Source organism: Hungatella effluvii (assembly GCF_003201875.1).
Classification (GTDB): domain Bacteria; phylum Bacillota; class Clostridia; order Lachnospirales; family Lachnospiraceae; genus Hungatella; species Hungatella effluvii.
On sequence record NZ_QJKD01000006.1, the window covers coordinates 68,578 to 81,892 of the forward strand.

General features: G+C 49.7%; 15 protein-coding genes. 14 read left to right on the plus strand and 1 reads right to left on the minus strand.

Annotated elements, in window-relative coordinates; translation table 11 throughout:
• Nucleotides 1-29: 29 nt before the first annotated feature.
• From DFR60_RS12705 to DFR60_RS12775, 14 genes are all read left to right on the plus strand, one after another.
• The gene (locus DFR60_RS12705) at nucleotides 30-695 is read left to right on the plus strand and encodes a septum site-determining protein MinC (protein ID WP_110323449.1); all 666 of its coding nucleotides are present in this window, start codon (nucleotides 30-32) and stop codon (nucleotides 693-695) included.
• A gap of 33 nt (nucleotides 696-728) precedes the next feature.
• A complete protein-coding gene (gene minD, locus DFR60_RS12710; protein ID WP_002604015.1) occupies nucleotides 729-1,520 on the plus strand; it encodes a septum site-determining protein MinD in 792 nt (263 codons plus the stop codon).
• A 10-nt stretch (nucleotides 1,521-1,530) separates the two neighbouring features.
• Nucleotides 1,531-1,809: a cell division topological specificity factor MinE gene (gene minE, locus DFR60_RS12715; RefSeq protein ID WP_002604016.1), complete on the plus strand. Its 279-nt coding sequence runs from the start codon at nucleotides 1,531-1,533 to the stop codon at nucleotides 1,807-1,809.
• A 2-nt stretch (nucleotides 1,810-1,811) separates the two neighbouring features.
• Nucleotides 1,812-2,942 carry an FtsW/RodA/SpoVE family cell cycle protein gene (locus DFR60_RS12720; protein ID WP_002604017.1) on the plus strand — a complete coding sequence of 377 codons (1,131 nt, stop codon included), beginning with the start codon at nucleotides 1,812-1,814 and terminating at the stop codon, nucleotides 2,940-2,942.
• 14 nt (nucleotides 2,943-2,956) lie between these two features.
• On the plus strand, nucleotides 2,957-3,352 hold the full coding sequence (mgsA, locus tag DFR60_RS12725) for a methylglyoxal synthase (protein WP_110323227.1): 396 nt from the start codon (nucleotides 2,957-2,959) through the stop codon (nucleotides 3,350-3,352).
• Nucleotides 3,353-3,380: 28 nt separating this feature from the next.
• Nucleotides 3,381-4,331: a D-alanyl-D-alanine carboxypeptidase family protein gene (locus tag DFR60_RS12730; RefSeq protein WP_025530494.1), complete on the plus strand. Its 951-nt coding sequence runs from the start codon at nucleotides 3,381-3,383 to the stop codon at nucleotides 4,329-4,331.
• Nucleotides 4,332-4,420: 89 nt separating this feature from the next.
• The gene (locus DFR60_RS12735) at nucleotides 4,421-4,840 is read left to right on the plus strand and encodes a hypothetical protein (protein WP_002604020.1); all 420 of its coding nucleotides are present in this window, start codon (nucleotides 4,421-4,423) and stop codon (nucleotides 4,838-4,840) included.
• Between the two features lie 416 nt (nucleotides 4,841-5,256).
• The gene (locus DFR60_RS12745) at nucleotides 5,257-6,696 is read left to right on the plus strand and encodes a biotin/lipoyl attachment domain-containing protein (RefSeq protein WP_110323229.1); all 1,440 of its coding nucleotides are present in this window, start codon (nucleotides 5,257-5,259) and stop codon (nucleotides 6,694-6,696) included.
• A gap of 14 nt (nucleotides 6,697-6,710) precedes the next feature.
• On the plus strand, nucleotides 6,711-7,415 hold the full coding sequence (locus tag DFR60_RS12750) for a YggS family pyridoxal phosphate-dependent enzyme (protein ID WP_110323230.1): 705 nt from the start codon (nucleotides 6,711-6,713) through the stop codon (nucleotides 7,413-7,415).
• Nucleotides 7,412-7,933 (plus strand): cell division protein SepF, encoded by a 522-nt coding sequence (locus DFR60_RS12755; protein ID WP_110323231.1) that lies wholly within the window; start codon nucleotides 7,412-7,414, stop codon nucleotides 7,931-7,933. The genes DFR60_RS12750 and DFR60_RS12755 overlap by 4 nt, the downstream gene beginning before the upstream one ends.
• Before the next feature lie 151 nt (nucleotides 7,934-8,084).
• Nucleotides 8,085-9,173, plus strand: a complete 1,089-nt coding sequence (gene aroB / locus DFR60_RS12760) for a 3-dehydroquinate synthase (RefSeq protein ID WP_110323232.1) — start codon at nucleotides 8,085-8,087, stop codon at nucleotides 9,171-9,173.
• A gap of 10 nt (nucleotides 9,174-9,183) precedes the next feature.
• Complete coding sequence (gene lspA, locus DFR60_RS12765; RefSeq protein ID WP_110323233.1) at nucleotides 9,184-9,702, plus strand: signal peptidase II; 519 nt, start codon at nucleotides 9,184-9,186, stop codon at nucleotides 9,700-9,702.
• Nucleotides 9,699-10,613, plus strand: a complete 915-nt coding sequence (locus DFR60_RS12770) for an RluA family pseudouridine synthase (protein WP_110323450.1) — start codon at nucleotides 9,699-9,701, stop codon at nucleotides 10,611-10,613. Before lspA ends, DFR60_RS12770 begins: the two co-directional genes overlap by 4 nt.
• Nucleotides 10,614-10,727: 114 nt before the next feature.
• Nucleotides 10,728-11,369, plus strand: a complete 642-nt coding sequence (locus tag DFR60_RS12775) for a cytidylate kinase-like family protein (protein ID WP_110323234.1) — start codon at nucleotides 10,728-10,730, stop codon at nucleotides 11,367-11,369.
• Nucleotides 11,370-11,486: 117 nt separating this feature from the next.
• Here DFR60_RS12775 and glmS read toward each other — a convergent pair whose 3' ends face one another.
• Nucleotides 11,487-13,304, minus strand: coding sequence for a glutamine--fructose-6-phosphate transaminase (isomerizing) (gene glmS / locus DFR60_RS12780; RefSeq protein ID WP_110323235.1), 1,818 nt, complete (start codon nucleotides 13,302-13,304; stop codon nucleotides 11,487-11,489).
• Nucleotides 13,305-13,315 lie beyond the last annotated feature (11 nt).

The following is a 13,315-nucleotide window of genomic DNA, read 5'->3' on the forward strand; positions in this document are numbered from 1 at the left end:
AGGGTAAGAGAAAAGGTCAGGTGGATATGATGCATAATACCGTAGTGATTAAAAGCAACAAGGCGGGTATGACCGTTTATCTGGAACCGGAGGTCCCGTTTCAGACGCTTCTTGCCGATATAGGCAGGAAATTTGGAGACAATACAAAGTTCTGGGGATCGGCTCAGATGACGCTGACGCTGGAGGGAAGAAAACTGACAGCGGAAGAGGAATTTGCGGTTGTGAACCAGATCATGGAGAACTCCAATTTAGAGATCGTCTGCCTCGTTGACACGGACGCTAACCGCATCGAACGCTGCGAAAAAGCACTGAATGAGAAACTGATGGAGCTGTCCTGCCAGACGGGACAATTCTTTAAAGGCAATTTACAGGACGGAGAGACGCTGGAATCGGAAGCCAGCATCATTATCATCGGAGATGTGGAACGGGGGGCCAGGGTAATAGCGAAAGGGAACGTAATTGTTCTCGGGTCGCTTAAGGGCACAGTATGCGCCGGAGTTGCGGGCAATGAGGCCGCAGTGATTGTGGCGCTGACTATGGCTCCGACGCAGCTTCGCATCGCAGACTGCACCTCACGGCTGGATGGCCGCGGGAAGAAGCTGGGCCGCGGACCGATGACCGCTTCACTGGATGGAAATAAAGTCTCTATCAAACCAATGAAAAAAAGTGTGGAAATATTCCGAAAATTAATGTAGAATAGAATATGGATTGAATCAGGAGGATATGAGATGAGTGAAATCATTGTCATTACTTCCGGAAAAGGCGGGGTAGGCAAGACAACAACCTCTGCCAATGTTGGTACCGGCCTGGCCATTCTGGGGAAAAAGGTAGTTCTTATCGATACAGATATAGGACTCAGGAACTTAGATGTGGTCATGGGACTGGAAAACCGCATTGTCTACAATCTTGTAGATGTGGTAGAAGGCAACTGCCGTATGAAGCAGGCCCTGATAAAAGACAAAAGATATCCAAATCTGTTTTTGCTTCCATCGGCTCAGACCAGGGACAAGACCTCGGTGAATCCGGGCCAGATGGTGAAACTTGTTGATGATCTGCGGGAAGAGTTCGACTATGTACTTCTGGACTGCCCGGCTGGCATCGAACAGGGTTTTCAGAACGCCATCGCTGGCGCCGACAGGGCGCTTGTGGTAACGACACCCGAAGTATCGGCGATCCGTGATGCGGACCGCATTATCGGGCTCCTGGAAGCCTCCGGCATGAAAACCATCGATCTGGTGGTGAACCGGATCCGTATGGATATGGTGAGACGCGGGGATATGATGTCCCTCGATGACGTGATGGACATTCTGGCCATTGATATCATCGGCGCAGTCCCGGATGATGAGGACATTGTCATATCCACCAATCAGGGAGAGCCTCTGGTTGGCATAGGAACACCGGCCGGACAGGCTTATATGGACATTTGCAAACGTATAACCGGCGAAACGGTGCCGCTTTTAAATGTGGCGGCGCGTGGAGGGTTTTTCTTTAAGCTTTCCAACCTCTTGAAGAGAGCGTAGGAGGGATGAGATGAGCCTGTTTCCTGTATTCCGTAAGAAGAATTCAGGAGAGATTGCAAGAAATCGTCTGAAACTTTTGCTGGTTGCGGACAAGGCGGACTGTTCTCCTGAAGTGATGCAGATGATAAAAGACGACATGATCCATGTGATATCGAGATACATGGATGTTGATTCCGACAGAATAGAGATACAGATGACGAAGATGAAGCAGCCGGACTGTGACAGCTATATGCCGGTGCTTTATGCGAACATCCCTATTCGCGATATACCTGACAAGGGGATATACTGACTATGTTTTTTGACTACAATTTTAAATACTATAATTACCGTTTGGTTCTTTACATGGTGGCGTTATCCGTCATTGGGATTCTCGTGGTTGCAAGCGCATCCGGACAGGATTCCTCGACGGTTACAAAACAGATAATCGGTATCCTGGTGGGATTTGCCCTGGCCATAGGGCTTTCCATCATCGATTATCATAGAATTATTAATTTATATGCGCTGGATTACGCAGTATGCATCCTTCTTTTAGGTGCGGTGCTGGTGATGGGTCACACGGCAGGCGGAGCCACAAGGTGGATCGACGTTCCGGGTATCGGACGGATACAGCCTTCCGAATTCGTGAAGATCGGGCTTATTGTATTCTTTTCCTGGTATTGGAATAAATATCAGGAAAAGATGAATATGCCTGTTATGGTGGGGATCGCGGCCATACTGGCCGTAATACCCATCGGCCTTATTTTCGCAGAGCCAAACTTATCCACCAGTCTGGTTGTCATTGTCATCATACTCTGTATGGTGTATACAGCTGGCATCAGTTACCGCTGGATCGGCGGCGTGCTTGCGGTTGCCATACCTGCAGGCGCATTATTTATCTATCTGCTGACGCAGGGGTTGATCCCCTTTATCCACGATTACCAGGCAAGACGTATTCTGGCGTGGATCTATCCGCATGCGGAACAGTACGCGGAGAATATGTATCAGCAGAAGAATTCTATCATGGCAATCAGTTCCGGACAGCTTCAGGGGAAGGGACTTTTTAATACGACTATCGCATCCGTAAAGGATGGAAACTGGCTGGGCACCACCGGAGAGACAGATTTCATCTTTGCAATTATCGGAGAGGAGCTGGGCTTTATCGGCGGGGTTACCGTCATTGTGCTCTTCGGTCTCATCGTATTTGAATGTCTGCGCTTGGCGTACAAATCCAGAGACATGGCGGGGCGGCTGATCTGCACCGGCATGGCGGCGCTTATCGGATTTCAGGCATTTGCCAACATCGCCGTAGCGACACAGATTTTCCCCAATACAGGCCTGCCGCTTCCGTTTATAAGCTCGGGAGTCAGTTCCCTGATCAGTATTTTTATCGGGATGGGCCTTGTTCTGAATGTTGGATTGCAACGCAAAATTGGTAATTATTAAGGAGGTATATCGTTATGAATATAGGATTAGTTGCACATGATTCAAAGAAAAAACTGATGCAGAACTTCTGCATCGCCTACCGGGGGATTTTAAGCAAGCACAACCTGTACGCGACAGGGACCACTGGCCGTTTGATTGAAGAGGTCACGAATTTAAATATCCACAAGTATCTGGCTGGTCATTTAGGCGGTGAGCAGCAGCTGGGAGCCCAGATTGAGCACAACGAGATCGATCTGGTGATCTTTTTGAGAGACCCGCTCTCATCAAAGGCTCATGAGCCGGATCTCGTTAATATCATGAAAACCTGCGACATGCACAATATCCCGCTGGCAACAAATCTGGCGACCGCAGAGCTCTTAATCAAGTCTCTGGACCGCGGCGACTTAGAGTGGCGTGAGATGTATAAGTAGGAGTCTGTAAGTGAAGAAGAAAATTACGATGAAAGCCGGCTGCGCGTTTTTATGCGTGACCATGCTGTCGGGATGCTCCAGCTTCAAAAAACTGGATAATCCCTATGACTTCGCGCAGAGGACGGCTCTATATGAAGGAACTGCGCTATCGGACAGGGCAGAGAGTTTTGCACATAATCTCTGCGTCGTCACGGCGGACACTCCATCCACAGATCAGGCGGTTACCGCGGAAGCGGCGGCGGTCTTTGACCTGTCGGATAAAACGGTGATTTTCGGAAAGAATCCCTTTGAAAAGCTGTATCCGGCCAGCATCACGAAGACGATGACGGCTCTGCTGGCGATCAAGTACGGGAATCTGTCCGACGAGGTAACGGTACCGGAAGAAGCGGTGATTACGGAGAGCGGTGCGACCTTATGCGGCATCAAACCGGGCGATAAACTGACTATGGAGCAGCTGCTCTACGGTCTTATGCTGCCTTCCGGCAATGACGCCGGCGCTGCGATCGCAGTCCATATGGATGGCAGCATTGAGAAGTTTGCCGACCGTATGAATGAGGAGGCAAGAAAGCTGGGAGCGACAGGGACACATTTCGTCAATCCCCATGGCTTAAACGATGAAAACCACTATACGACCGCATACGATCTGTATCTGATTTTCAATGAGGCCATGAAATATCCTGATTTCAGGAAGGTGATCGGTACGTCATCCTATGACGCTGTCTACGCGACGGCCTCGGGAGATACGCTGACAAAGACCTGGAAGCAGAGCAACTGGTATATGACCGGTGAACGGGATATGCCGGAAGGACTGACTGCGCTGGGCGGCAAAACAGGCACGACAAAGGCTGCGGGAAGCTGTCTGATCATGGGCAGCAGCGGCTCTTCAGGGATGGAATATATTTCCGTTGTCTTAAAAGCCCCTGATAGAACGGGCCTTTACGATAATATGTCAAATATATTGAATAAAATTGTAGATTAGTCGTTGCGTTTTATGGGGATTTGTACTATAATTACTTTAATATTAATAGACTTTTTATACAAATCATATAACTCAAGGAGGAGATCGCTATGGTGCAGATAATAGCAGGAAAAAAGGGTAAGGGGAAGACAAAACATCTGTTGGATAGGGCCAATTCCGCCATCAGGGATTCCAAGGGATCCATCGTCTATTTAGACAAGAGTTCCAAACACATGTATGAGTTAAGCAACAAGATTCGTCTCATTAATGTCAAAGAGTACCCGATTGAATCGAGCGAAGGATTTATTGGTTTTATCTGTGGAATCATTTCACAGGATCACGATTTGGAAATGATGTTTTTAGACAGCTTTTTAAAACTGTCCTGTTTAGAAGGTGAAGATATTACAGACACCATCACGACTTTGGAAAGAATCGGTGAAAAGTATCACGTGACCTTCGTTCTCAGCGTATCCATGGACGCAGAGAATCTGCCTGAGAACGCGCAGGCCGATGTGATTGTTTCATTATAATCATACATAAACAAAAGAGGGACGTATCTGACTAACGCTGAAAGTATTGGCGGGAGTCAGGTGCGTTTTTTTGTTTTTTTGGCGGAAGGACGCGGACGTGTCGGAGGCTTGCCGGAAGAGCGGCGGGGGACGGTCGAAGTCCTGGCTCATGTTACCTCGGGGGCAGTCTCCAGGCCCGGGAAGGACGTTCCGCAGGGGGATCGGGCAAATTCCGCCGAACTCCTGATGAGTTCGCCTCCATGTCCCCTTTCGCTCGGGTGTTGAGCACCCTCCCTCACCCTCTGCTCCACGTCCTCCCCGCTCCATGGCTCCTTTCCTCACAACCTAAGCTACGTCCGCGTACCTTCCGCGTATCTTTCACTTGAACTTTTTGCATTTACCTCTTATAATAACTAGAAGGGAAAGGAGGCGCTCTCTTGGCACAACAGAAGGTAAGGCCCCGAAAGAAGGAGGCGGCCCCGAAAAAAAAGAATAAGAAGATCATTAAATACCGGAAGCCGCTTCATATTAATGTCGGAATGATCATCTTCGCATTGATTTTTGTTTATATGGTGTTCAGCGTCTATACCTACATACGGAGGGACAAGGTCCAGTTCTATGAAGTACAGGAAGGAAGCATCGTGAATAATACCGATTATACCGGTATTATTTTGAGGGAGGAAGAGGTGAAGACCGCCGACCGCTCCGGATATATCAACTATTATATCCGGGAGGGAAAGAGGGCGTCGGTGGGAACGCGGATCTATTCCATTGATGAAACAGGAAATATCGCATCATTCCTGGAAGAAAATACAGAAGAAAATGTCACACTGACAGCGGAGAATCTGGCTGATTTAAAGAAACAGCTGACTGTATTCAGCCTTACGTATGACGACAACCGTTTTAACTCGGTTTACGATACGAAGTATACGCTGGAAGCAGACGTGATGGAATACATGAATTTTAATGCGCTCGATAACGCTGGAAGCCTCCTTGACGAAGCGGGATTTAATTTTCAGCAGGTGCGGGCCGATGAGGCCGGTGTCGTGTCCTACGGAGTGGACTCTTATGAGAACCTGAATGCCTCAGGAATTTCGGAGGCAGTATTCGACCGCAGCAAGTATACGAAGACGATTACAAAAGCAGGAAATCTGATTGAAAAGGGGATTCCTGTCTATAAGATGATCACGTCGGATCAGTGGTCCGTGGTATTTCCGCTGAGTGACGATGATGTGAAGACTTATGGGGATAAGACAAGCCTGACAGTCACATTTTCCGGTCATGATTTAAAAGCCACAGGCAGCTTTTCCATGCTTACCGGAACGGACGGAAAGCCATACGGAAAACTGGATTTTGATAAATACATGGTCCAGTTCGCCTCAGACCGTTACGTGGACTTTGAGATTATTTCCGGTAAGGTGGACGGGCTTAAGATTCCCGCCAGCGCCGTGACGACGAAAGATTTTTATCTCGTTCCCATGGAGTATTTAACTCAGGGCGGCGACAGCTCTGAAAGCGGATTTAATAAGGAGGTTTATTCGGAATCGGGAACCTCCGTGGTATTTGTTCCGGCGACAATCTATTATTCCGAAGAGGACAACTACTATATCGAGATGGGCGGGGAAAACGGATTTAATGCCGGTGATTATATTGTGAAGCCGGATTCTACAGACCGCTATCAGATCGGGGCGAGCGCGTCCTTACAGGGTGTGTACAACATCAATAAGGGCTATGCTGTGTTTAAGCAGATCGATGTGCTGGCGTCCAACGACGAATACTATACAATTAAGAAGAATATGACGTACGGTCTGGCTGTATACGACCACATCGTGCTGGATGCGTCGACAGTCAGTGAAGGCGAATTAATCTATCAGTAAAGAGGTGTTACAATATGGTAAAAGAAAATCTGGAAGAGGTAGAAAGACGGATTTCAGAGGCCTGCAGACGGGCGGGAAGAAGCCGTGGGGAAGTGACGCTGGTAGCGGTCAGCAAGACAAAGCCGGTTTCCATGATTGAAGAAGCGTACGGGACAGGAATCCGCGATTTTGGAGAAAACAAGGTTCAGGAGCTGTGTGAAAAGCACGAGGTGCTGGAATCAGATATCCGCTGGCATATGATTGGCCATTTACAGAGAAACAAGGTACGCCAGGTGGTGGACAAGACCGTCCTGATTCACAGTGTGGATTCGGTCAGGCTGGCGGCCCAGATCGACGAGGAAGCAGCAAAAAAGGGCATTACCGCAGACATTCTGCTGGAGGTGAATGTGGCGGAGGAGGAGAGCAAATACGGCTTCCGCCTGGAGGAAACGGAGCAGGCGCTGAGAGAAATTGCGGCATTTTCCCATGTGCATATTCGGGGATTGATGACAATTGCGCCTTTTGTAGATAATTCCGAAGAAAATCGGCCAATTTTTAAAAAATTATATCAATTTTATGTTGACATGCGCGGAAAAAACATTGATAATGTTACTATGAGTATGCTCTCAATGGGTATGACCGGAGACTATGAAGTAGCGATAGAGGAAGGAGCAACTCTGGTAAGAGTCGGTACCGGCATTTTTGGTACAAGATATAAGATTGGAGAGAATGAAGGATGAGCATAATTAGCAAATTGCTGGAGAGTGTGCATTTAAACGGTGACGATGAAGAGGATGACTACTACTTAGATGACGATTACGAAGATGAGGATGACAGACCTGCCAGAAAAGGACTCTTTGCCAAAAAAGATGAAGATGACTATTACGATGACGAGGAAGAGTACGATCAGAAGCCGCGCTTTCTATCACGTTCTCCAAAGGTAGTACCGATGAAACAGCGCTCCATGATGGAAGTTTCCATGGTGAAGCCGACGTCCATCGAGGATGCCAAAGAGATTTGTGATTATATGCTGGCCGGAAAAGCGGTTGTGCTGAATATGGAAGGAATCCATACGGAAGTGGCACAGCGAATTATCGATTTTACATCGGGTGCGACATACTCTATGAACGGCAATCTGCAGAAGATCTCGAATTACATATTTATAGCAACTCCGGAATCCGTAGAGCTTTCCGGTGATTTTCAGGACTTGCTGAATAATGGTACGCTGGATATGGGCGGAATGAATCTTCGTCTGTAGCCATGACGATAAAAGACAATCAGATTTTAGGTATAGTACAAGCAGACAATCTTCCAACCACCGGGCTGCCGGCGCCGCGGGATTTTTCGTGACATGGACCGTCAGGAAGGAAGATTGTTTGCTTTCTATTTTACTTTGGAGGAACCGTAATATGGAGAAAAGAATTCCGGTACATATGGATGGAAGAAAAGTATACGATATTGTAATGGAACAATCCTTCGGTCAGCTGGAGGAAGAGCTGCGCGGGATGAATCTGGAGGACCGGAAGATCTGCGTCGTCACGGATTCTAACGTGGCCCCGCTCTACCTTGAGGAGGTGGAACGAATTGCCTCGGCCTGCTGCCGGAAGACAGAGCATTTTATATTTCCGGCAGGGGAGGAGAATAAGAACTTAAATACAGTAAAGGATCTTTATGAGAACCTGATCTTAAAGAAGTTTGACCGCCACGATTATCTGCTGGCCTTAGGAGGAGGCGTGGTAGGAGATCTGTGCGGCTTTGCGGCCGCGACGTATTTGAGGGGGATCTCCTTTATTCAGGTTCCCACCACCCTTCTTTCGCAGGTTGATTCCAGCATCGGAGGGAAGACCGGAGTTGATTTTGACGCCTACAAGAACATGGTCGGCGCTTTTCATATGCCGAAGCTGGTCTATACGAATATTTCCACTCTGAAGACCCTTACGGATGAGCAGTTTTCTTCCGGTATGGGAGAGATCATCAAGCATGGCCTGATTAAGGATGTGGCATACTATGAGTGGCTGGGAGAGCATGGGGAGGAGATTGGCCGGAGGGATCTGTCCGTCTGTGAGGAGATGGTCCTGGTCAGCAACCGGATTAAACGTGATGTCGTGGAAATGGATCCGACGGAGCAGGGAGAACGGGCGCTGCTTAATTACGGCCATACGCTGGGCCATGCAATCGAGAAGCTGGCTGATTTTAAGCTGATGCACGGCCACTGTGTAGGGCTGGGCTGTATCGCGGCCATGGGAATCTCTGCTGCCAGGGGGACGATGGCGGAGGAAGAACTGCTGCGGTTAAAAGAGATGATGAAGCGTTTTGGCATGCCTCTCACGGTCAGCGGACTTTCCGCAGATGAGGTCATTGAAACGACGAAGAGTGATAAAAAGATGGATTCCGGGACGATCCGCTTTATTCTGCTGGAAGAGGTGGGAAAAGCTTATATAGACAAGACCGTCACGGATGATGAAATGAATGCGGGACTTTCACGCATTTTGGCATAAGGAGATATACATGAAACAGAAAGCAAAACTTGTTACAGGACTTATCATAGGATTTCTGGCGGCAATCGGTCTGGACCAGTGGACGAAGCTGCTGGCGGTCAATCATCTGATGGACCGGCCGGCCTACGTCATATGGGATGGGGTGTTCGAATTCCTGTATTCGGAAAACCGCGGCGCGGCCTTCGGGATGCTCCAGGGAAAACAGTGGTTTTTCCTGATTATCGCTGTGATTGTGGTGGCCGCGGCTGTGTACTCCATAAGCCGTATGCCTGCTACGAAGAAGTATCTGCCGCTGCATTTGATCGCCATGTTTCTTTCTGCCGGCGCGGTTGGCAATATGATCGACCGGTTTACGAGGGGCTACGTGGTGGACTTTTTGTATTTCAAGCTGATCGATTTCCCCATCTTCAACGTGGCGGACTGCTATGTGACGGTGTCCATGTTTATCTTCATCCTGATGTTCCTTTTTCTGTATAAAGAAGAGGATTTGAATTGCCTGTCAGGCCGGAAGGAAAGGGAAGCGGATTGAAACAGCAGTTTACGGTAGGTGAGGAAGAGAAAGCCATACGGATCGATAAATACCTATCGGAGCAATGCCCCGATATCTCCAGGTCCTATCTTCAGAAGCTGCTGAAGGCAGAGGCAGTTTTTGTGGGAGGAAAGCCGGTTAAGAGCAGCTATAAGACGGCGGCCGGAGACTTGATCGAGCTGGAGATTCCCGAGGCGGTAGAGCCCGAAATCATTCCGGAGGAGATGGAACTGGATATCCTGTATGAGGATTCCGATATTATTTTAATTAATAAACCGAAGGGGATGGTGGTGCATCCCGCCGCAGGGCATTACAGCGGTACGCTGGTAAACGGGCTGATGGCCCACTGCCGGGCGGATTTATCCGGTATCAACGGCGTGATGAGACCGGGAATCGTTCACCGCATTGACATGGACACGACCGGTGTTCTCATCGTCTGCAAGAACGATATGGCGCACAACTCTATTGCGGAGCAGCTGAAGGTGCACTCCATTACGAGGAAATACTACGCCATCGCCCATGGCGTGATGAGGGACGACGAGGGGACCATCAGCGGGCCCATCGGCCGCCACCCGGTGGACCGAAAAAAGATGTGCATCAATGAGAAGAACGGCCGAGAAGCCGTGACTCATTACCGGGTTCTGGAACGCTTCCGACAGTTTACGTATGTGGAGTGCCAGCTGGAGACGGGGCGCACCCATCAGATTCGCGTTCACATGGCGAGTGTCGGCCACCCGCTTCTGGGCGATGCAGTATACGGTCCGGCCAAGTGTCCCTATAAGCTTACGGGGCAGACGCTGCATGCAGGCGTGCTGGGGATCGTGCATCCGAGAACCGGGGAATATATGGAATTTACGGCCCCGCTGCCGGAGTATTTTGAAGAATTATTAAGAAAATTACGTACCACCTAGAGCACTTTCTGGGTGGTATTTTTAAAGAAACTGTTAAGAATCAATAAATATATAGATTTTTCTGAAACTTTGATGTATAATAGGCATATAAGATAACTGGAAGGAGCGGTCTATATGAGCGGAAATTTAGTAATTACAATAGGAAGACAATGCGGTAGTTCCGGTAAGATCATCGGACAGAAGTTAGCCGAGGAGATGGGCGTGAAGTGCTACGACAAGGAATTGCTGGCACTGGCAGCCAAGAACAGCGGTTTATGCGAGGAATTATTTGAGACTCATGACGAAAAGCCGACCAACAGCTTTCTGTATTCCCTGGTAATGGATACCTATTCCATGGGATATACGACGTCCGGCTATATGGATATGCCGATTAATCATAAGATATTTCTTGCACAGTTTGATACCATCAAGCAGCTGGCAGATCAGGAATCCTGTGTAATCGTTGGACGATGCGCCGATTATGCACTGGCAGACTATCCGAAGGTAGTGTCCGTATTTATCACGGCCAGCGACGAGGACCGCATCGCTTCCCTGAAGAAGCTTTACAATGTGGATGATGCAAAGGCAAAAGACATCATGGTGAAGACCGATAAAAAGCGTGCAAGCTACTATAATTACTACTCCAGCAAGAAGTGGGGCGATACGAGAAGCTACGATCTCTGCATCAACCGGAGCGCGGTAGGCGTTGATGGTGCGGTGAAGATGATTCGTGCATTCGCGGAAACCAAGCAGGAGTGGCTGAATAAGAATACTTAAACCAACCGATGTGGGTCCCGGAAACGGGAGCATCAGGGAATTAAAGACCCGCCGCTCGCGGGAAGAACGGGGAACGGCCGCAGGATCAATCATTGATTCTGCGGCCGTTCTTCGTTCTTATTCCACGGTAACGGATTTTGCCAGGTTTCTCGGCTGGTCCACATCGAGATTCTTGCCGGTGGAGGCGTAGTAGGCGATCAGCTGGAGCACGACCGCGATAGGGAAGACGGTAAACCGATCCCCGATCTTCGGAATGCGGATATGAATATCGGCGACTCCTCTATCTAAGACGGCGTCCTCCTTGGTGATGAGAATCACGAAGGCGCCGCGGGCTTTGACCTCGCGGATGTTAGAGATGGTCTTGGCGAAGACTTTTTCCTGTGTGGCGATGGCGATGACGGGTACCTCCTCTGTGATCAGGGCGATGGTGCCGTGCTTCAGCTCGCCGGCCGCATAGGCTTCCGCGTGAATATAGGAGATTTCCTTCAGCTTCAGCGCGCCTTCCAGGGAAAAGGCATAATCAAGTCCCCGGCCGATGAAAAACGCATCGGATTTGTTGATTAAATGTGTGACCAAAGCCTTGATGGAGTCTTTCTGAGCGATCATGGCCTCCATGGCGGGAATTGCATTAAGCAGCTTCTTCATGAACTCGGTGGCCTGGGGGACGCTGTATTTGCCCCGTACAAGGGCCATACGGCAGCCAATCATATAGAGGGCGGCCAGCTGCACGGAATAGGCTTTCGTGCTGGCTACGGCGATTTCAGGGCCTGCATGGGTATAGAGCGTGTAATCACTCTCCCTTGCGATGGTGGATCCCTTTACATTGACGACGGATAAGGCCGCCGCGCCGTAATTCTTCGCCAGCCGCATGGCGGCCAGCGTATCGATGGTCTCTCCAGACTGAGAGATGATGATGACGAGAGTGTCTTCGCCGATCAGCGGCTCCTCGTAACGGAATTCCGACGCTACCGACACTGTGACCGGGATTCGAAGAAGGGGCTCCATCATGCTCCTGGCTGCCATTCCGGCGTGCATGGCGGTGCCGCAGGCCACGATGTGAATCTGGGAGCAGGAAGTGAACACGTCATCCGGGATCTGATCGTCGGTAAAATCGGGCAGCCCCTTGCTCAGACGGGGGAGTATGGTGTTTCTCAGCGCCTCCGGCTGTTCGTGGATTTCTTTCAGCATGAAATGGGGAAAGCCGTTTTTCATGGCGGCATCCATGTTCCAGTTTACTTCCATCAGTTCCGGCATCTCTTCATGGCGCTGCAGGTTGTAGAGGTGGACCTTATAGGAGGTCAGACGTACGATATGGTCTTCGGGGACGACAAAATACTGTCTCGTATAAGGGATGAGCGCCGTTAAGTCCGAGGCCACGAAGGAGCCTGAACGCGTGTAAGCCGCTACGAGAGGGCTTACGTTCCGGATGGCATAAATCTCTCCCGGGTAGTCTTCGAACATGATACAGAAGCTGTAAGAGCCCTTTATCAGGGCCACAAGCCTGGTGATGGCCTCCAGCGGGTCTCCCTGGTAGAGGCTGTCGAGCACCCAGGCGGCCACCTCGCTGTCCGTCTCGGAATGAAGCTTAGCTTCCAAGTGAAACTGTTCGGTCAGCTGATGGTAATTCTCGATGATGCCGTTGTGGACCAGAGTGACTTTTCCGGCCTGATGGGGATGGGTGTTCTGTGTTGTCACACCGCCGTGGGTAGCCCATCTCGTATGACCTAAGCCGCAGTGGGAGACGTCTGTGATCCGTTCCATCGTCTCCTTTAAGTTTGCCACCTTGCCGGTCCGGCGGACTAGGCAGATGTGGGAGTTCTCCATGCAAAGCGCGGCTCCGGCGCTGTCATACCCGCGGTATTCCAGCTGGGAAAGTCCGTTTAAAAGTATCTTTTTAGAGTCCAGGGGTCCTGTATAACCAATAATTCCACACATAGTTGTTGATC